At 64.8% G+C, this 18,539-nt stretch carries 20 protein-coding genes; 16 read left to right on the forward strand and 4 right to left on the reverse strand.

All coding sequences use genetic code 11. The annotated features are described in order from the left end of the window. Positions 1–28 precede the first annotated feature (28 nt). The gene (locus EN804_RS31160) at positions 29–616 is read left to right on the forward strand and encodes a GNAT family protein (protein WP_167531417.1); all 588 of its coding nucleotides are present in this window, start codon (positions 29–31) and stop codon (positions 614–616) included. 200 nt (positions 617–816) lie between these two features. On the opposite strand, the gene EN804_RS31165 is transcribed toward EN804_RS31160, so the two are convergent. Beyond that, entirely contained in the window at positions 817–1,686 is an 870-nt protein-coding gene (locus tag EN804_RS31165; protein ID WP_135882248.1) for an endonuclease/exonuclease/phosphatase family protein, read from the reverse strand. Between the two features lie 130 nt (positions 1,687–1,816). Here EN804_RS31165 and obgE point away from each other — a divergent pair, with 130 nt between their 5' ends. The 5 genes from obgE (at position 1,817) to EN804_RS31190 (ending at position 7,320) form a co-directional block, all read left to right on the forward strand. Then, positions 1,817–2,848 carry a GTPase ObgE gene (gene obgE / locus EN804_RS31170; RefSeq protein WP_127872161.1) on the forward strand — a complete coding sequence of 344 codons (1,032 nt, stop codon included), beginning with the start codon at positions 1,817–1,819 and terminating at the stop codon, positions 2,846–2,848. A gap of 4 nt (positions 2,849–2,852) precedes the next feature. Beyond that, on the forward strand, positions 2,853–3,989 hold the full coding sequence (proB, locus tag EN804_RS31175; RefSeq protein WP_127872160.1) for a glutamate 5-kinase: 1,137 nt from the start codon (positions 2,853–2,855) through the stop codon (positions 3,987–3,989). A 3-nt stretch (positions 3,990–3,992) separates the two neighbouring features. Continuing rightward, positions 3,993–5,279: a glutamate-5-semialdehyde dehydrogenase gene (locus tag EN804_RS31180; RefSeq protein WP_127275336.1), complete on the forward strand. Its 1,287-nt coding sequence runs from the start codon at positions 3,993–3,995 to the stop codon at positions 5,277–5,279. 27 nt (positions 5,280–5,306) lie between these two features. Then, the gene (locus tag EN804_RS31185) at positions 5,307–5,939 is read left to right on the forward strand and encodes a nicotinate-nucleotide adenylyltransferase (protein ID WP_245464225.1); all 633 of its coding nucleotides are present in this window, start codon (positions 5,307–5,309) and stop codon (positions 5,937–5,939) included. Positions 5,940–6,027: 88 nt separating this feature from the next. Further along, positions 6,028–7,320, forward strand: a complete 1,293-nt coding sequence (locus EN804_RS31190) for an MFS transporter (protein WP_127275335.1) — start codon at positions 6,028–6,030, stop codon at positions 7,318–7,320. Here EN804_RS31190 and EN804_RS31195 read toward each other — a convergent pair whose 3' ends face one another. Continuing rightward, positions 7,321–8,172: a mechanosensitive ion channel domain-containing protein gene (locus tag EN804_RS31195; RefSeq protein ID WP_127275334.1), complete on the reverse strand. Its 852-nt coding sequence runs from the start codon at positions 8,170–8,172 to the stop codon at positions 7,321–7,323. It abuts the gene before it with no gap. Between the two features lie 242 nt (positions 8,173–8,414). On the opposite strand from EN804_RS31195, the gene rsfS reads away from it, so the two are divergent. From rsfS to EN804_RS31220, 5 genes are all read left to right on the forward strand, one after another. Next, positions 8,415–8,792 (forward strand): ribosome silencing factor, encoded by a 378-nt coding sequence (rsfS, locus tag EN804_RS31200; RefSeq protein ID WP_023777607.1) that lies wholly within the window; start codon positions 8,415–8,417, stop codon positions 8,790–8,792. Between the two features lie 80 nt (positions 8,793–8,872). After that, the gene (rlmH, locus tag EN804_RS31205) at positions 8,873–9,355 is read left to right on the forward strand and encodes a 23S rRNA (pseudouridine(1915)-N(3))-methyltransferase RlmH (RefSeq protein ID WP_135922019.1); all 483 of its coding nucleotides are present in this window, start codon (positions 8,873–8,875) and stop codon (positions 9,353–9,355) included. A gap of 155 nt (positions 9,356–9,510) precedes the next feature. Then, positions 9,511–10,860, forward strand: a complete 1,350-nt coding sequence (locus EN804_RS31210; RefSeq protein ID WP_135922020.1) for a murein hydrolase activator EnvC — start codon at positions 9,511–9,513, stop codon at positions 10,858–10,860. 1 nt (position 10,861) lies between these two features. Further along, positions 10,862–12,193, forward strand: a complete 1,332-nt coding sequence (locus EN804_RS31215; RefSeq protein WP_167531416.1) for a S41 family peptidase — start codon at positions 10,862–10,864, stop codon at positions 12,191–12,193. Between the two features lie 187 nt (positions 12,194–12,380). Beyond that, positions 12,381–13,577: a divergent polysaccharide deacetylase family protein gene (locus tag EN804_RS31220; protein ID WP_127275331.1), complete on the forward strand. Its 1,197-nt coding sequence runs from the start codon at positions 12,381–12,383 to the stop codon at positions 13,575–13,577. Between the two features lie 29 nt (positions 13,578–13,606). Here EN804_RS31220 and EN804_RS31225 read toward each other — a convergent pair whose 3' ends face one another. After that, complete coding sequence (locus tag EN804_RS31225) at positions 13,607–13,933, reverse strand: hypothetical protein (RefSeq protein WP_127872158.1); 327 nt, start codon at positions 13,931–13,933, stop codon at positions 13,607–13,609. A gap of 176 nt (positions 13,934–14,109) precedes the next feature. Here EN804_RS31225 and EN804_RS31230 point away from each other — a divergent pair, with 176 nt between their 5' ends. Further along, positions 14,110–14,628 (forward strand): RNA pyrophosphohydrolase, encoded by a 519-nt coding sequence (locus EN804_RS31230; protein WP_127275329.1) that lies wholly within the window; start codon positions 14,110–14,112, stop codon positions 14,626–14,628. Between the two features lie 91 nt (positions 14,629–14,719). Beyond that, positions 14,720–15,859 carry an alanine racemase gene (gene alr / locus EN804_RS31235; protein ID WP_127872157.1) on the forward strand — a complete coding sequence of 380 codons (1,140 nt, stop codon included), beginning with the start codon at positions 14,720–14,722 and terminating at the stop codon, positions 15,857–15,859. A gap of 64 nt (positions 15,860–15,923) precedes the next feature. Here alr and EN804_RS31240 read toward each other — a convergent pair whose 3' ends face one another. Next, positions 15,924–16,124, reverse strand: coding sequence for a hypothetical protein (locus EN804_RS31240; protein WP_135922021.1), 201 nt, complete (start codon positions 16,122–16,124; stop codon positions 15,924–15,926). Between the two features lie 10 nt (positions 16,125–16,134). Here EN804_RS31240 and rnk point away from each other — a divergent pair, with 10 nt between their 5' ends. From rnk to EN804_RS31255, 3 genes are all read left to right on the forward strand, one after another. Continuing rightward, positions 16,135–16,554 carry a nucleoside diphosphate kinase regulator gene (rnk, locus tag EN804_RS31245; RefSeq protein ID WP_127281266.1) on the forward strand — a complete coding sequence of 140 codons (420 nt, stop codon included), beginning with the start codon at positions 16,135–16,137 and terminating at the stop codon, positions 16,552–16,554. A 14-nt stretch (positions 16,555–16,568) separates the two neighbouring features. Continuing rightward, positions 16,569–17,114 carry a GreA/GreB family elongation factor gene (locus EN804_RS31250; protein ID WP_127872156.1) on the forward strand — a complete coding sequence of 182 codons (546 nt, stop codon included), beginning with the start codon at positions 16,569–16,571 and terminating at the stop codon, positions 17,112–17,114. Between the two features lie 114 nt (positions 17,115–17,228). After that, positions 17,229–18,485, forward strand: coding sequence for a D-amino acid dehydrogenase (locus EN804_RS31255; protein ID WP_127280556.1), 1,257 nt, complete (start codon positions 17,229–17,231; stop codon positions 18,483–18,485). Positions 18,486–18,539 lie beyond the last annotated feature (54 nt).

Consider the following 18,539-nt stretch of genomic DNA (forward strand, 5'->3'; position numbering starts at 1 on the left):
CTTTTTCTTGTGCCTGGAGGACTTTGAAATGGTTGCCGAAGCGGAAGACTCAGAAGACGAAAGTTACGCGATAGATTGTCCGGTTCTGGTTACAGAGCGGCTGGTCATGCGCGCTCCCGAGGAGCGGGATATCGCCCAACTGGTCGAGCTTGCCGACAACCGTCACGTCGCCGAAATGCTGGCCCGCATGCCGCACCCCTATGGCGAAGCCGAGGGGCGTGCCTTCCTCGCCATGACCAAGGCGCGCCGCGCCGGCATCGCCTATGCGCTGACGCTGGCCGGCACCGACACTTTCGTCGGCTGCGCGGGCTTGAACACCACCGATCGCGGGTTGGAACTCGGCTACTGGATCGGCGAGCCCCACTGGAAGCGCGGCTATGCGACCGAAGCAGCGCACGCGCTGGTCGATCTCGCCTTTCAGAAGACGTCGATCCAGGTGCTGCATGCCTCGACGCGGGTCATCAACCCGGCCTCGCGCCGGGTGATCCACAAGTGCGGCTTCCAGTATGCCGGCCAGGGCATGCTGAACTCGATCGTCGCCGGCCAGGTGCCTGTCGAGCGTTACCGGCTCGACAGGAAGACCTGGACCAGCCTGCGCAATTGGATCCATTTCTAGGCGCGTCGATATTCAGGTCAGGCCGGCCTGCGAATGGCGGCTTCCTGCGCTTCCGGTGCTCGCGTGCTTCAGTACGCTCCGCTCCGGTTCTCGGAAGCCATCATCTTCGGCTCGGCCTGACCTGAATCTCGCTGCGTGGTGCGGAACACGACAAAATCAACTGCGGACCAGACTTGATCAACTGCGGACCAGACTTGGCCTCAGCCCAGTTCGACCCAGACCGGGTGGTGGTCGGAACCGGCGGCTTGCCGGTCTACCCAGAGGCGCTTCAGGGATTTGGCAAGCGACGCACTGGTGAAGACATAGTCGATGCGCTTGTGGCGGCTGGCGTTGGTGGGGTCCTTGGGATCGACCCAGGAGACGAGATCCTCGCCGGCGACATCGAGGCGCACGGCGGCATCGACGGCGAAGTCGGCGGTCAACGGCATGCCGAATTCATGGTCCGGCTGGCCGGCAAGTTCGACATATTCCGGCGAGCCGGCCAGCATGTTGAAATCGCCCATGCCGACAAAGGCTTCCGGATGGGGCAGTTCCGGCAGGCCGATCTCGGCGACGCCGGACAATGCGCCGCCTTCGAGCGCATAATTCAACAGGCGCTGGCGCAGGAACTGAATCTGGCTGGCGCGCTCGACCGGGCTGCGGTGATCGAGATGGATGGAATAGAAGCGGATGAAACCAAGCGGCGTCTCGATCAGCGCTTCGAGTGCGCCGCGCTGGAAGTTCATCATCTCGAAGCTGCGGCTGCGCGGCAAGAGCAGGTTGCGCGACAGATGAATGGGCGTCCTCGACAAGACCATGTTGCCGAGCTGGAAGGTGGTGGTGATGGCGCGGCCGTTCTCGATGCGCGAGCCGATATTGGCCTCGAAATTGCTGCCATAGACGGCGAAATAATCGGGCAGCGCCTCGCCGATCTCGGCGACCATGTCGCGGCCGCCGTTCCTGGGATTGTTGCGGGTGACCTCCTGCAGCGCGATCACGTCGGCGCCGCGCACGGCATCGGCGATGCGCCCGACATCGTAGCGCCCATCGAGACCGATGCCGTACTGGATGTTGTAGGTTACAAGCTTCATTCCGACATCTCCGGCCGACCCCACACGGCCATTGTCACAAAACGGCCTCGCCCTTGGCCGCGCCTTGGTTTAGAGCAAGGCCCAAGGTTTAGAGCAATGCCGCAAGGCCAATAAAAGAAACTGCGATCCCATGAAATTTCTCGATCAAGCCAAGGTCTATGTCCGCTCCGGCGACGGCGGCGCCGGTTCGGTGTCGTTCCGGCGCGAAAAATTCATCGAATTCGGCGGGCCGGATGGCGGCGACGGCGGCCGCGGCGGCGATGTCTGGCTGGAAGCGGTCGATGGGCTGAACACGCTGATCGACTATCGCTACCAGCAGCACTTCAAGGCCAAGACCGGCGTCCACGGCATGGGCCGCAACATGACCGGCGCCAAGGGTGCCGACGTCACACTGAAAGTGCCGGCCGGAACGCAGGTCTTCGAGGAAGACAACGAGACGCTGATCTGCGACCTGACCGTGGTCGGCCAGCGCTTCCTGCTCGCCAAGGGTGGCAATGGCGGCTTCGGCAACCAGCATTTCAAGACCTCGACCAACCAGGCGCCGCGCCGCGCCAATCCAGGCCTGCCGGGCGAGGAGCTCAACATCTGGCTCAGGCTGAAGCTGATCGCCGATGCCGGCCTGGTCGGGCTGCCCAATGCCGGCAAGTCGACGTTCCTGGCGGCCGTCACCGCGGCCAAGCCGAAGATCGCGGACTATCCGTTCACGACGCTGCATCCGGGCCTCGGCGTCGCGCGCATCGATGCACGCGAATTCGTCATCGCCGATATTCCCGGCCTCATCGAAGGCGCGCATGAAGGCGTCGGCATCGGCGACCGCTTCCTCGGCCATGTCGAGCGCACGCGTGTGCTGCTGCATCTGGTTTCGGCACAGGAGGAAAATCCGGGCAAGGCCTACAAGACCGTGCGCGCCGAACTCGAAGCCTATGGCCACGGCCTGACCGACAAGGTCGAGATCCTGGCGCTGAGCCAGGTCGACACGCTCGACGCCGACGCACGCAAGAAGAAGGTTGCTTCACTCAAGCGCGCCGCCGGGCGTGCGCCGATGCTGCTGTCTGCCGTCACCGGCGAGGGTGTCGAGGCGGTGCAGCGCGCGCTGATGGCGGTGATCGCCGAAGCCCGCGCGCAAATTGCCGCCCCGGTCGAGACGCGCTGGGAAAAGTAGGGCCATGCAGTCGCTCAGGAAATACCGGCGCATCACCGTCAAGATCGGCTCGGCGCTGCTCGTCGACCGCACCAGCGGCCTGAAGCGCGACTGGCTCGCCTCGCTCGCCGACGATATCGCCGTGCTTGCCAATGGCGGCGCCGAGATCCTCGTCGTGTCGTCGGGCGCCATCGCGCTTGGCCGTACCATTCTCGACCTCGGCAAGAGGGCGCTGAAGCTCGAGGAAAGCCAGGCAGCGGCGGCCGTCGGCCAGATCGCGCTCGCCGGCGCCTGGTCGGATGCGCTCGGCAAAGGCGCCCTGAAATCGGGCCAGATCCTTTTGACACTCGGCGACACCGAGGAACGCCGCCGCTACCTCAATGCACGCGCGACGATATCGACGCTCTTGAAGATGAAGGCGGTGCCGGTCATCAACGAGAACGACACGGTGGCGACCTCCGAAATCCGCTATGGCGACAATGACCGGCTGGCCGCGCGGGTGGCGACGATGATGGGGGCGGACCTTCTGGTGCTGCTGTCCGACATTGACGGGCTCTACACCGCGCCGCCAGCGCGCGACCCGCAAGCCAAATTCATTCCGTTGGTCGACCGCATCACGCCTGACATCGAGGCGATGGCGGGTGCGGCGGCGTCCGAGCTGTCGCGCGGCGGCATGCGCACAAAGCTCGATGCCGGCAAGATCGCCACGGCCGCCGGCACGGCAATGATCATCACCTCCGGCACCCGGCTGTCGCCGCTGATGGCGATCGAGCGCGGCGAGCGCGCCACCTTCTTCAAGCCGAGCGCAAATCCGGTCAAGGGCTACAAGACCTGGATCGCCGGCCAGCTCGAACCGGCCGGGCGGCTGACCGTCGATGCCGGCGCCATCGGCGCGCTCATTTCGGGCAAGTCGCTGCTGCCGGCCGGCGTGAAACTGGTCAGCGGCAATTTCTCGCGCGGCGATACGGTGGCGATCCTGTCGCCCGAGGGCCGCGAGATCGCGCGCGGGCTGGTTGCCTACGATGCCGCCGATGCCGTAAGGATCGCAGGCCTGAAGACGGCCGAGATCGAAACCGTGCTCGGCTACGAGGCGCGTTCGGCGATGATCCACCGCGATGATCTCGTGGTGAGTCACGCTGGAGGCGACATAAGCGGAGGATGAGCCATGCTGAAGCTGCATGAAAAATCCGGGGACGATACCGTGGCGCTGATGGCCAATATCGGCCGCCGTGCCCGCGCTGCCGCGCGACCGCTGGCCATCGCCACCACCGCCGCCAAGAATGCCGCGCTTGTCGCCATGGCCGAGGCAATCCTCGCCCGGGAACGGGACATTCTCGACGCCAACGCCGTCGACGTCTCGAATGGTGAGGAATCCGGGTTGTCGGCCTCGTTCATGGACCGGCTGAAACTCAATCCGGCGCGCATCCGCGCCATGGCGGATGGCATCCGCGAAATTGCCGAGCTCAAGGATCCGGTTGGCGACGTCATTGCCGCATGGGATCGCCCCAACGGCCTGCACATAGAGCGCGTGCGTACGCCGCTCGGTGTCGTCGGCGTCATCTATGAAAGCCGGCCGAACGTGACGGCGGATGCCGGCGCGCTTTGCCTCAAGGCCGGCAATCCGGTGATCTTGCGCGGCGGCTCGGATTCGCTCAATTCCTCCTCGGCGATCCACGCCTGCCTGGTCGAGGGGCTGAAGGCGGCCGGTCTGCCCGAGGATGCCATCCAGTTGGTGCCGACCACCGACCGCGCCGCGGTCGGCGAAATGCTCAAAGGGCTTGGTGGCAATCTCGACGTCATCATTCCGCGCGGCGGCAAAAGCCTGGTCGGGCGGGTGCAGAGCGAGGCGCGCGTGCCGGTCTTCGCCCACCTCGAAGGCATCTGCCATCTCTACATCGACCGTTCCGCCGAGCTCGACATGGCGGTGCGGATCGCGGTCAACGCCAAGATGCGGCGCACCGGTGTCTGCGGTGCCGCCGAGACGCTGCTGGTCGACCGCGCGGTCGCCACCACCCATCTGGTGCCGATCCTCGATGCCTTGCGCGCCGCCGGCTGTGAAATCCATGCCGATGCCGAAGTGGTGAAACTGTTCTTCGACGCCAAGCCGGCGACCGATGCCGACTGGGTGACGGAATATCTCGACGCCATCATCGCGGTGAAGCTGGTCGACGGCATCAGTGGCGCGATCGACCACATTGAGACCTTTTCGTCGCATCACACCGAGGCGATCGTCGCCGAGGATGGCCAGGCGGTGGAACGGTTCTTCAACGAGATCGATTCGGCGATCCTGCTGCACAACGCCTCGACGCAGTTCGCCGATGGCGGCGAATTCGGCATGGGCGCCGAGATCGGCATCGCCACCGGCAAGATGCATGCGCGCGGGCCGGTCGGCGTCGAACAGCTGACCTCGTTCAAATACCGTGTACGCGGGTCCGGACAGGTGAGACCTTGACGCTGTTCGTCGCCAGAGCCTGAAGCGATGCTGGCTTCTTCCGAACCGGCGGTACCCTCCCACTATCTTCGCATGCCGCACGCCGAAAAGGGCCTCGCGGTGGGTCTGTTCGGCGGCTCGTTCAACCCGCCGCATGCCGGCCATGCGCTGGTTGCCGAAATCGCTTTGCGGCGTCTGGCACTCGATCAGTTGTGGTGGATGGTGACGCCGGGAAATCCGTTGAAGAGCACACGCGAACTGGCGCCGCTGGGCGAGCGCATCGCGTTTTCCGAGAAGATCGCCAAGAACCCGAAGATCAAGGTCACGGCCTTCGAGGCGGCACACAATGTGCGCTACACCGCGGACACGCTGGCTCTGGTCAAGGCGCGCAATCCCGGCGTCGACTTCGTCTGGATCATGGGCGCCGACTCGCTGCGCGATTTCCACCGCTGGCAGCGCTGGCGCGAGATTGTGCTCACCTTTCCGATCGCGGTCATCGACCGTCCGGGCGCCACGCTGTCGTTCCTGTCGTCGGTGGTTGCCAAGACCTTCGATTACGCCCGCATCGACGAGGGCGACGCGCCGCTGCTCGCCCGCATGAAGGCGCCGGCCTGGACCTTCATCCACGGTCCGCGTTCATCGCTGTCGTCGAGCGCGATCCGCGAGATGGCGAAGGGCTGAGCGGCCGGTTCGGATAACGGATTCCTCGGGCCAGCGATGTCGTTTTTGCGGCGGCATCCGCCCAATCAATAGGCGATGCTGATAAGGCATGCTGGAAAAGACCCACCCCACAGTCGATCCCGAGCGGGGCGACACGCCCGCGCCGCTGATCGCGATTGCCAGCGTCATCGTATCGATGGCGCTGATTGCCATCGGCAATGGGCTGATGTTCGCCTACATCCCCGTGCGGCTCGGCGTGGAGGGGTTCGATCCGGTCTGGGCCGGGCTGATCGTCACCGGTCTGTCGGCGGGCGGCCTTGCCGGCTGCATCCTGACCGGGCCGCTGGTGCGCAGGGTCGGCCATGCACGCGCCTTCATGGTGCTGTCGGCGCTGATCGCGCTGTCCAATGCCGCTATCGGCGCCGGACCGCACCCGCTGCTGTGGATCGTGGCGCGCGCGCTTTACGGCTTTGCCATATGCGGCCTGTTCATCGTCGCGCAGAGCTGGCTCAACGACGCGCTGCCGAACGCCATACGCGGCCGGGTGATGGCTGTGTTCTACGTCGCCTATATTGCCGGCCTCGGCGTCGGCTACGCGACGCTTGCCGTCATCGACATCCACACGGCCGCGGCGTCGTTGATCGGCATCACCTTTACCGCCCTGTCGATCCTGCCTGTCGGCATGACGCGGCTTGCCCAGCCGCCGGCGCCGCAGGCGGCTTCGGTGGCGTTGCGCCAGGCCTGGCGGATCTCGCCGGTCGGCGTCGCCGGCATGCTGGCGGTCGGCGGCCTGTCGATGATCATTTCCGGCTTCGCGCCCATCCACGCCACCGCCAAGGGCTACAGCCAGGCTGATGTCGCGCTGCTGCTGTCGGCGATGCCGGTCGGTACGCTGATCCTGCAGATACCGCTCGGCTGGCTTTCGGACCGCACCGACCGGCGTTACGTGCTTGCCGGCGCCGCGGCGCTCGCGGTCGTCGCCAGCGTGCTTGCCATCGCCTTCGACGGCGGTGCGCTGATGGTCCTGTTGGTGATCTACCTGATCTGGGACGGGGCGGCGGAATCGATCTACGCTCTCTCCAGCGCGCATGCCGCCGACCGCGCCAGGAAGGATGAACTGCTCGCGCTGTCGAGTTCGATGCTGTTTGCCTGGTCGCTCGCCGGCTTCATCGTGCCGGGCATCGTCACGGCGCTTTCGGCCGCCTTCGGCACGGCAACCTTCATCTATGTCGGCATCGTCATCGCCTCGGTATTCTGCCTGTTCGTGCTCTGGCGGGTGATCGCGGCGCGGCCCGTTCCGGCGGGCGCCACGGGCAGCTTCGCGCCGATGTCGGCGCAAGCACCGTTGCCGGTGGAACTCGCCTTCGCGCCGGACGAAGAGGTCCGCCACAGGGGCGGCTGATTATTGTTTGCGGGCCTCGGGTGGCGGCGCTTCCGGGGGTGGCAGCGGGATGGAGATGCCTTCGCTGTCGAAGGCCTGCTTGGCGCGTTTCGTCATGTCGATCTGGGTGGCGAAATAGTCCGCCGCCGCGGTCCAGTAGCGCAAGGTGAGCGAAACGGTCGTGTCGCCGAGTGCGGCCACGAAGGCGATCGGCGCCGGTTCGCGGCGGATGCGCTTCTCGGCGCCGGCAATGGCAAGCAATGTCTTCTGCGCCCCATCTATGTCGTTCCAGGAGCCGATGCTGAGCGTGATATCGGTGCGGCGCACGCCGTTGCGGGTGAAATTGCGTACCGGCTGATTCCACAGCGTCGAATTGGGGGCCAGTATGTAGACGCCGTCGGCGGTCCTGAGCTTCGTGGCGAAGAGGCCGATTTCCTCGACCGAACCGGCAATGGCGCCGACCTCGACGGATTCGCCGATGCGGAACGGCCGCAGCGCGAGCAGCATGATGCCGGCCGCGATGTTCTGCAGCGTGCCTTGCAGGGCGAGACCGATGGCCAGGCCGATGGCGCCGATCGCGGCGATGATCGATGCGGTCTGCACGCCGAACTGGCCGAGCACCATGATGACGACAAGGATCAGGATGGCGTAGCGCACGATCTTGGAAAAGAAATGCCGCAGCGTCGCGTCGAACCCGTGGATGTGGCCGAGGCCAGCCGAGATCGAGCGCTCGGCAAGGTTGGCAACGATGTAGCCGACCACCAGGAGGATGACGGCGCCGATGGCGGAGAAGGAATAGGAGACGATCAGCGTACTGAGCTGAGCGAGGCCGGCCTGGACGGTGAGAAGGGTGTTTTGCGGGTCGATCGGCATGGCGGGATTCCGGTTGGTCGGTCAGCCGATAACCGCTGCCGGACGCCTGGGTTCCGATGTTTTTTCGTGTCGCGCGGAACAATATGCCAGTCGGCAAGTTCGCGTCAGTTGGGGCTCCGTCTTGAAACTGCAACGGAACTCTGCCTATCTAAGTGGTGTCACCTGCTTTCAGGGGTGATTTGGTTGTTCTTGCTGCGAAAGGAAATACACTGAGAACAGCACTGCGGAAGAAGGCCGATATCATGCCTTCGCCGGCCAGGATCAGCGTAGACGACGCCGTGTCCCGTGCCATCAAGACAGTCCTTGCCAGTCTGGAAGACTCCAAGGCCGAAAATATTGTCTCAATCGACATTCAGGGGAAATCGAGCCTCGGCGACTATATGGTCGTCGCGTCGGGCCGATCGCACCGTCATGTCTCGGCTGTCGCCGACCATCTCCTCAAGGCGCTCAAGGATGCCGGCCTCGGCACGGCGCGCGTCGAGGGGCTGTCCGGCGCCGACTGGGTCCTGATCGATTCTGGCGATATCATCGTCCATGTCTTCCGTCCCGAAGTCCGCGAATTCTACAATCTCGAAAAGATGTGGCAGGCGCCGGATCTCGAGGAAGAGACCCTCCACTAAGCCGATTTTGTCTGATGCATGTCGTTGCCTAAACCGGTTCCCACTTGGGTGACATGCATTAGCGGCTCATAGAGGCGAGGATGAAGATTTCAGTTCATGCCGTGGGCCGAATGAAAGCCGGCCCCGAGCGGGAGTTGGCCGACCGCTATTTCGAGCGTTTCGCCAAGAGCGGGCCCGCCGTGGGGCTCGAATTCGCCGGGATCACCGAGATCGCCGAGGGCCGCGCGCAGAGCGCCAGCGAGCGCCAGCGCGACGAAGGCTCGCGCCTGCAGGCGCAGCTGCAGCCAGGCACTGCCCTCATCCTGCTCGACGAGCGAGGCAAGAACCTGTCCTCCCAGGATTTCGCCAGCCATATCGGACAGTTGCGCGATGGTGGGCGCAAGGCGCTGGTGCTCGCCATTGGCGGCGCCGACGGCCACGATCCGCCGCTGCGTGACCAGGCCGAGCTGGTGATGTCGTTCGGGGCGCTCACCTGGCCGCATCAGCTGGTGCGCGTGATGCTGGGCGAACAACTCTACAGGGTGGCGACCATCCTGTCGGGCCATCCCTATCACAGGTCCTGAAAGCGCCGGGTCGCACCGAATTTAGCCCCAATGCCGCGTAAATTCATCTGGGGGCTGCTTTTGCTTTGCAGGGCGTTTTTGCGAACCCTTTTGGGCGACGGGCGCTAACATGGTTGATGATTCGTTAACGAAGCCGCGGATAGAATCGATCGCGAATGTCTGAAGGCTATAAATCGACGACGGGCTCATCGACCGGGGGCTCCTGGAGCGCGCGCTGCGGCATCGCTGCGGCGGCGATGCTTCTATCGCTCCATGCGGCGCGGGCGGAAAACACGCTCGACATGGCGCCCGATCCGGACCAGAGCCGCGCCGAATACGAGCAGGTTTCCAAGGAAATAACGCTGTCGTCGGAACGGCTGGCCAAGCTCGCCGCCGATATCGCCGCGGTCAAGAAGGACCACGCCTCGATCACCGCCGCGCTGATCCAGTCGGCGATGACCGAACAGAAGCTCGGCCAGGACATCGAGGACATCGGCGCCAAGCTGGAGGGGCTGAAGGGCCAGCAACAGAAGATACGCGCTTCACTGTCGGCGCGGCGCGACGTGCTGGCCGAAGTGCTGGGCGCCCTGCAGCGCATGGGGCTCAATCCGCCGCCGGCGATCCTGGTCAAGCCGGAGGACGCGCTGTCGTCGGTGCGCAGCGCCATCCTGCTCGGCGCCGTGGTGCCGGAACTGCGCCAGCAGACCGATGCGCTGCTGGCCGATCTCAAGGAACAGACCCGGGTGACGGCCTCGATCGAGGCCGAACGGGCGCGGCTGACGGCCGCGGTCGGCGACCAGGCGGCGGAGAAGAGACGTCTTGGCATGCTGCTCGAAGCCAAGCAGAAGCTCGAGGCCGACGCGAAGGCGCAGATGGCGGCCGAACAGCAGCGTTCCGAGCAATTGGCGGCCAAGGCCAGCAGCCTGAAGGATCTGATCGCCTCGCTCGAAGCGCAGGCGGACAAGAACCGCAAGGCCGCGGATGCGGCGAAGGCAGCCGCCGCGAGCCAGGCCGGCGGTACCGAGCCCGGAGGCGACCAGACGGCATCGTTGCCGGTTCCCGAGGGCAACCGGTTGACGGCGGCAGCGCCTTTCTCGGCGCTGCAGGGACAGATCGCCCTGCCGGTCACAGGCCGCATCAAACGCCGGTTCGGCGCCGACGACGGTAACGGCGCCTTGATGCTTGGGGACATGGTTGCGACACAATCGGGAGCCATCGTTACCGCGCCGGCGGATGGGAATGTGCTTTATGCGGGGCCGTTTCGCTCCTATGGTCAACTCTTGATCCTCAATGCCGGCGACGGTTATCATGTCGTCTTGGCTGGGATGAGCAGAATCAGCGTCGCGACTGGCCAGTCAGTGCTCGCAGGAGAGCCGGTCGGCGCGATGGGAGAAGCCCGGGTGGCAAGCACCTCGGTTTCGAAGAATGGAAATGCCACGCCGGAACTCTATGTCGAGTTCCGCAAGGATGGAAAACCCGTCGATCCGGCCCCATGGTGGGCGGACCGTTTTTCTGGAAGGACGTGAAATGATGCGGAAACTGTCGCTTCTGTTTGCCGGTGCGCTGATGGGCGCGTCCGCCATGAGCCTTGTCTATGGCGCACCCGGCTCGGCGGCGAACGCTGCGGGGTCGGAGACCTACAAGCAACTGGCGATCTTCGGCGACATCTTCGAGCGGGTGCGGGCGCAGTATGTGACCCCGCCCGACGACAAGTCGCTGGTCGAGAACGCCATCAACGGCATGCTTTCCTCGCTCGATCCGCACTCCTCCTACATGAACGCCGAACAGGCGCAGGACATGCGCGTGCAGACCAAGGGTGAATTTGGCGGCCTCGGCATCGAGGTCACCATGGAGAACGACCTGGTCAAGGTGATCACGCCGATCGACGACACGCCGGCCGCCAAGGCGGGCGTGCTGGCCGGCGACTATATCGCCAAGATCGACGGCGAGGAGGTTCGCGGCCTGACGCTCAACGACGCGGTCGACAAGATGCGCGGCCTGGTCAATACGCCGATCAAGCTGACCATCCTGCGCCAGGGCGCCGACAAGCCGATCGAACTGACGGTCGTGCGCGACATCATCAAGGTCAAGGCGGTCAAGTTCCGGGTCGAGAACGACATCGGCTACATGAAGATCACCTCCTTCACCGAAAAGACCTATGACGACCTCGAGAACGCCATCGACACCATCAAGAAGCAGGTGCCGGACGACAAGTTGAAGGGCTATGTGCTCGACCTGCGCCTCAACCCGGGTGGCCTGCTCGACCAGGCGGTGAGCGTGTCGGATGCCTTCCTCAAGCGCGGCGAGATCGTCTCGACGCGCGGCCGCGATCCCAAGGACGTCACCCGCTTCGACGCCAAGCCCAAGCAGACCGACGACATCAACGGCAAGCCGATGATCGTGCTCGTCAATGGTGGCTCGGCCAGCGCTTCGGAGATCGTCGCGGGCGCGCTGCAGGATCTGCGCCGCGTCACGGTGGTCGGTACGCAGTCCTTCGGCAAGGGCTCGGTGCAGACCATCATCCCGCTCGGCGAGAATGGCGCGCTCAGGCTGACGACGGCGCTCTATTACACGCCGTCGGGCAAGTCGATCCAGGGCAAGGGCATCACGCCCGACATCAAGGTCGACCAGCCGTTGCCGCCGGAACTGCAGGGCAGGGACCTGACGCGTGGCGAGTCCGATCTCAAGGGTCATATCAAGGGCGCCGACGAGAGCAAGACCGGCTCCGGCTCCGCAGCCTATGTGCCGCCGGATCCGAAGGACGACCTGCAGCTCATCTATGCCGAGCAGCTGCTGCGCGGCCAGAAGACCGATCCGGCCTTCCCGCCCAATCCGGAAAAGGCCGTGCTCAACCAGTAAGGCGGGCAACCGGTCTGGCCGGTTGAACGAAGCAATGCGATGCTGCCGGGACCGTGAGGTTCCGGCAGTTTGATTCGGGGCAGGACCAGGCCTCCAGGGACGGCGCCAAGGGGGGCGCCAGGATTGATGAATTCGTGCATGTCTTCCCGAAGGAGGTCGCCTTCGGACCGTGCACCGGGGACAGGGCTTGGCTGATATCGGCAAGGACATCGAACGCCCGCTTGGACAGACGGTCCGGGCGCCGCGTGCCGCCGGCAAGATCAGCGTAGGCGTGATCGCGGCGAGCGCGGTCGTGCTGGCCGTGGTCGGAGTCTCGGCCGCGATCGCGCTCAGGGAAAAGCCGTTTCGAAAACCGCAGGAAGTCGCCGTTTCGACGCCGAAAGTGACCGCGGCGGCGGAGCCCGCCGTGTCGCCTCCCGCATTGGCCCCGGCAGCGACGCCAAAGGTGGAGACGCCGGCGAAGGACTTGTCGACCAAGAGCGGCGGTCCGCAGATCATCCATGTGCAGACGGAAGAAGGCGATGGCCCTCCCAAGGCGGCAATCGTCATTCGCGATCCGTCGACAGTCGGCCAGAACCTCAAGATCGCGCATATTCCCGACAGGGCGCTGATCGAAACCAGTGAAACCGGGCCTTTGCCGATGCGCTCCGCCGATGGCCGGCGGCCGTTCGACGTCTATGCGCGGCCATGGTCCGGCACGCGTGGCGCACGTGTTGCGATCGTCATTGGCGGCCTCGCTGTTTCACAGACCGGCACCCAGGCGGCGATCGCCAAACTGCCGGCGGAAGTGACGCTGGCCTTCGCGCCGCAGGGCAACAGCATCGGCCGCTGGATGCAGGCCGCGAGGCAGAGCGGCCATGAGATCGTCATGCAGGTGCCGCTCGAACCGTTCGACTATCCCAACGTCAACCCCGGCCGCAACACGCTGACGGTGGCGGCGACCCCCGACGAGAATCTCAGGAATCTGCACTGGGCGCTGTCGCGGACGACGAACTATACCGGCGTCATGAACTATATGGGCGCGCGTTTTTCCTCCGACGCGGCGGCGATGCAGCCGTTCATGGCCGAGCTCGGCAAAAGGGGCCTCGCCTATATCGACGACGGCTCGTCGGCGCGCAGCCTGGCTCCGGACATGGCGTTGAAGGATGGCGTGCCCTTCGTCGCCGGCGACACGGCGATCGACGCGGTGCAGGATCGCGGCGCCATCCTGAAGAAGCTCGACAGTCTCGAAGCGACCGCGCGTGCCAAGGGTACCGCTGTCGGTATCGGCTCGGCCTTCGACCTGACGGTTGACACCGTCACCGCCTGGATCGCTGAAGCGAAGAAGCGCGGCATCGAGATCGTGCCGGTTTCAGCGGTGGCCGTCGATCCGCAAAAAGGATAGACGATGTGGACAATCAGCTTGTGACGATTTCAGCGATGGCGAGAGAAGAGCTTTCTCTGTGCTTCGTTGAGCGCGCTATCCCAATCGACCTCGCGCTTAGATCGCGGGATTTGCCGATGTTCATTGTTGTAGAATAGTGTCCCATGGATTCCGAGCGCATCGCGCTTAAGGATAGGGCGGCTCCAAAGCGGAGCTAGCACGCGGCCAGCCTCCTCTTCGCCTAGCCGTTCGAAGAGGTCTTCGGCCAATTCCATATCTCGCCCGTCGGGAAAGATGGCGGCGAACTCCTCCTCGGTTGCCTGGAATATGCTGAAGGTAGCGTTCAGAGCGCCGTCGATGATTTGGATATTTTTCATAAGATGTATTTTCGCATTCGACCGCAACAGCGGCAACTGGCCGGGTGACAGCCAACTCGAACGCGGCGCAGTTTCCGCGCTTCCGGTGTAAGCCCAGTTTGGGTAGGCTCCGTTCTCGATCCGCCCAGTCGCACCGCGTCGTCGGAGCGATTCTCAAAACAGCTGGAAACTGACTAATGTCCAAAAAGACGATCGACCGCGAAACGCTGCCCTATCGGCCCTGTGTCGGGCTGATGATCCTCAATGGCGATGGCCTGGTCTGGGTCGGGCATCGCATTGCCGAACCCGACAGCGAATTCGCCGGCACGACGCAGCTCTGGCAGATGCCGCAGGGCGGCATCGACAAGGGCGAGGAGCCGCTGCAGGCGGCGGAGCGGGAGCTCTATGAGGAGACCGGCATGCGCAGGGTCTCGCTGCTGGCCGAAGCGCCGGACTGGATCAACTACGATCTGCCTGATCATCTCGTCGGCATCGCCTTCAAGGGCAGGTATCGCGGCCAGGCGCAGAAATGGTTTGCGTTCCGCTTCCACGGCGATACCAGCGAAATCCAGATCAACCCGCCGCCGGGCGGCCACACCGCCGAATTCGACAAATGGTCGTGGCGGCCGATGCAGGATCTTCCCGACCTGATCGTGCCGTTCAAGCGCAAGGTCTATGAAGATGTGGTGGCGGCGTTCCGGCACCTGGTGCCGTAGCTGGACGAGTTGCGACCGGGTTCGAAGGACCTTGGTTGCCGTGCCGGCGCGTCGGTCCTATTGATGTTAATCCGCTACAAGGAGGGTCGCCATGAACGACACCCCCGCAAGGTCGCTGCCCCATGACGTCGCCGCCGTAAGCCAAGCGGCTGCCGGGGCGATCTTGACCATCGATCTCGGTGCGATCCGCGAAAACTACCGGCGGCTGAAGGCAAGGCTGGGCGGCGCACGCTGCGCCGGCGTGGTCAAAGCCAACGGCTACGGTCTCGGCGCGAGCCAAGTGGCATCGGCGCTGATGAAGGAAGGCTGCGGCATCTTCTTCGTCGCGCTGCTGGCCGAAGGCATCGCGCTGCGCAAGGCGATCGGGGCCGGACCTGAGATCTACGTGCTGAACGGATTGCCGCCAGGCTCCGAGCCGGAGGCGGTCGCGTCGGATCTGTGCGCGGTCGTCAACAGTGGCGCGCAGTTGAAAGCCTGGCGCGCGGCGGCGCATCGCGTTGGCCGAAAACTTCCAGCCGCCATCCAGGTCGACAGCGGCATGTCGCGGCTTGGCATGGCGCCGGCCGAAGTCGAGGCGATGGCCGGTGATGCCGCCGCGTTCGACGGCATCGCCGTCAGATATGTGATGAGCCATCTGGCATGCGCGGACGAGCCGCGCCATCCCGCCAATGAACAGCAGCGGCTGGCCTTCGAGCGGTTGCGCGCCAGGCTGCCCGAGGCACCCGCTTCGCTCGCCAATTCCTCCGGCATTTTTCTCGGGCCGTCGTACCATTATGATCTGGCCCGCCCTGGCGCCGCGCTCTACGGCATCAATCCGACGCCCGCCGAACCCAACCCGATGCTGCCCGTGGTGCGGCTGCAGGCCAAGGTGGCGCAGACGCGCAGCGTCGAACAGGGCACCGGCATCGGCTATGGCCACACCTATCACGCGGAAGCGCCGCTCAGCCTGGCGACGATCTCGTTCGGCTATGCGGATGGCTGGCTGCGCCGGTCCGCGTCGGCCGCCTGGTTCGAGGGGGTGCGCCTGCCCTTCCTCGGACGGGTGTCGATGGATTCGATCATTCTCGACATTTCCGCCCTGCCGCCCGGCAAGCTTCGCGAAGGGGATCTCGTCGAACTGCTCGGCCCTTCGCAAACCGTCGACGACGCCGCCGGCCATGCCGGCACCATCGGCTACGAAATCCTGGCCAGTCTCGGCACGCGCTTCCACCGGCGCTTTGTCGGCGGTTGAGCGGTTTGGCCGCGCTTGACAAGCGGACGCCTGTCGGCAAGCTTCGGCGCATGAGCAACCTCGCTTATATCAGAACCTTGTTCAGGGTCTGCCCGATCGCGGGATCGTAGCCCCGGCGCGGCCGCCTTTCGGCGTTCGTCCGTACCGGGGCATCCATACATCCACCCATCGCCATCAAGCCGCACCGCTCTCCGCGGCTGCCGACTTTCATCAGGCCGCCGTCAACGCGGCGGCAAGCGCGCATCCGCTCGATGCGCCGATCCATGAGGTTTGCCATGCAACATGCAACGGGACTGCATCCATCCGCCCAGATTCTAATCAGCGACACCGACCATGACAGATTGGCCGGCCTGGCCCGGACCGTGCTCGACCGCGCGCCCGAGACGGCCGATGAGCTGCTCGCGGAATTGGACCGGGCGGTGATTACGGAAGCGGCGGCAATTCCGGCCGGCGTCGTGCGAATGGGGTCGACAGTCACGGTTCGCGGTGAAGGCGGTGATATCAGGCGCATCACGCTGGTCTATCCAGGCGACGCCGACATTGCCGAAAACCGGATCTCGGTGCTGACGCCGATGGGAACGGCGCTTGTCGGCGTCAGCACCGGACAGGTGGTGTGCTGGAGCGGCCGTGGCGGCCGCAAACTGTCGGCAACCGTGGAGGCGGTCGATACGCCCGCCGGCGGCGGCGAGCACTGATCGTGGAGGCGATAATGAAAAACGGAAGCTGCCGCCTGACGACGAAGGATTTCGCCGTCCTGGAAGTAATGCTCGAGCGCCGGCGGGCATTCGCGGATCCGATGGTCGCGATGATCGAAGAGAAGCTTTCCAATGCCGGCGTCGTGCCCATCGAGTCGGTCGAACCCGATATCGTGACGCTGAACAGCCGGGTGGTGTTTTGCGTCGATGCCGGTGCGGCCGAGACGCGCACCCTGGTGCAGAACGACGTGCGCGGACCGGTCGGCTCCAGCCTGTCGGTGGCAACCAGGCGCGGCCTGTGCATGCTTGGCATGGCGCAAGGCCAGACGGCATCGCTCGAACACCCCGACGGCAGGCGCGAATCGATCCGGATCAAGGCGGTGCTCTATCAGCCGGAAGCCGCGCGGCGGGCAGCCCGGGAAAGAGCTTCCGCTGGCGGATCGCGGCCACATGGGCTGACCCTCGTCTACAGCGCCGACACGTCTATCCGGCCTCTTGGCGAGACGGCAGGAATGCGGCAGACAGGGAAAGACGACGATCCCGGTCCGTCGGCGGCGTGAAAAGCCACGGCGCATGGTTGAGAAGATCGGAATCGATTTTCGCCGGCGATCGTGCGCAAATCGCAGATGTGGCCGTGTCCTTCGGCATGAAGGACACGGCGTAAGGAGTGAATGATGAAGATCATGGTGCTGGGCAGTGGCGTCATCGGGGTGACCACGGCCTATTATCTCGCTGAGGCCGGCCATGAGGTGACGGTGATCGACCGCCAGAAAGGCCCGGCGCTGGAGACCAGCTTTGCCAATGCCGGCGAGATTTCGCCCGGCTATGCCTCGCCCTGGGCCGGCCCCGGCATTCCGCTCAAGGCGATCAAGTGGCTCCTGATGAAGCACGGCCCGCTGGTGGTGCGGCCGGCCTTCGACCCGCATATGTGGACATGGCTGGTCAAGATGCTGCGCAACTGCACCGCCGAGCGCTACGCCATCAACAAAGCGCGTATGGTGCCGCTGGCGGAATACAGCCGCGACACGCTGAAGGCGCTGCGCGAAGCGACCGGCATTGCCTATGACGAGCGGACCCAGGGCACGCTGCAATTGTTTCGCACGCAAAAGCAACTCGACGGCACCGGAGGCGATGTCGAGGTGCTGAAGAAATATGGCGTGCCGTACGAAATCCTCGACCAGGATGGCTGCATCGCGGCAGAGCCGGGGCTGGCCGGCGTGCGCGAGAAGTTCGTCGGGGGGCTGAGACTGCCGCATGACGAGACCGGCGACTGCAAGATGTTCACCGACAGGCTGACCGAGCTCTGCGTGGCGCGCGGCGTCAAGTTCGAGTACGACGTGACCATCTGGCGCGTCATCCGCAGCCGCAATCGTGTCGCCAATCTGAGCACCAGTGCTGGCTGGAAGGCGGCAGACGCCTATGTCATGGCGCTGGGCAGCTATTCGGCGGGTTTCATGCGCCGGATGAAGCGGTCGATCCCGGTCTATCCGGTCAAAGGCTACTCGATCACGGTGCCGATCAAGGACGCCGCCGCCGCACCGGTGTCGACCGTAATGGACGAGACCTACAAGGTCGCGATCACCCGGCTTGGCGACCGCATCCGCGTCGGCGGCACGGCCGAGATTTCCGGCTTCGATCTCAGGCTGCACGAATCGCGGCGCCGCACCCTGGAACACTCGGTCGGCGATCTCTTTCCGGGCGCCGGCGCCATGCGCGAGGCGACGTTCTGGTGCGGGCTGCGGCCGATGACGCCGGATGGACCACCGCTGATCGGCCGCACCGAACTGTCCAACCTCTATCTCAATACCGGCCATGGAACGCTGGGCTGGACCATGGCCTGCGGCTCGGCCAAGGTGCTGGCCGACATCATCTCGAACCGGGTACCCGACATCGACGTGCGTGCCCTGGCGCAGGAGCGTTATCTTAAATAGCCCGCGCGCGTCTCGCCGGCGCGCTCTGTTCCTTGCTTTGATGCACGTCGTTGC

This window comes from Mesorhizobium sp. M8A.F.Ca.ET.161.01.1.1, assembly GCF_004792105.1.
Classification (GTDB): domain Bacteria; phylum Pseudomonadota; class Alphaproteobacteria; order Rhizobiales; family Rhizobiaceae; genus Mesorhizobium.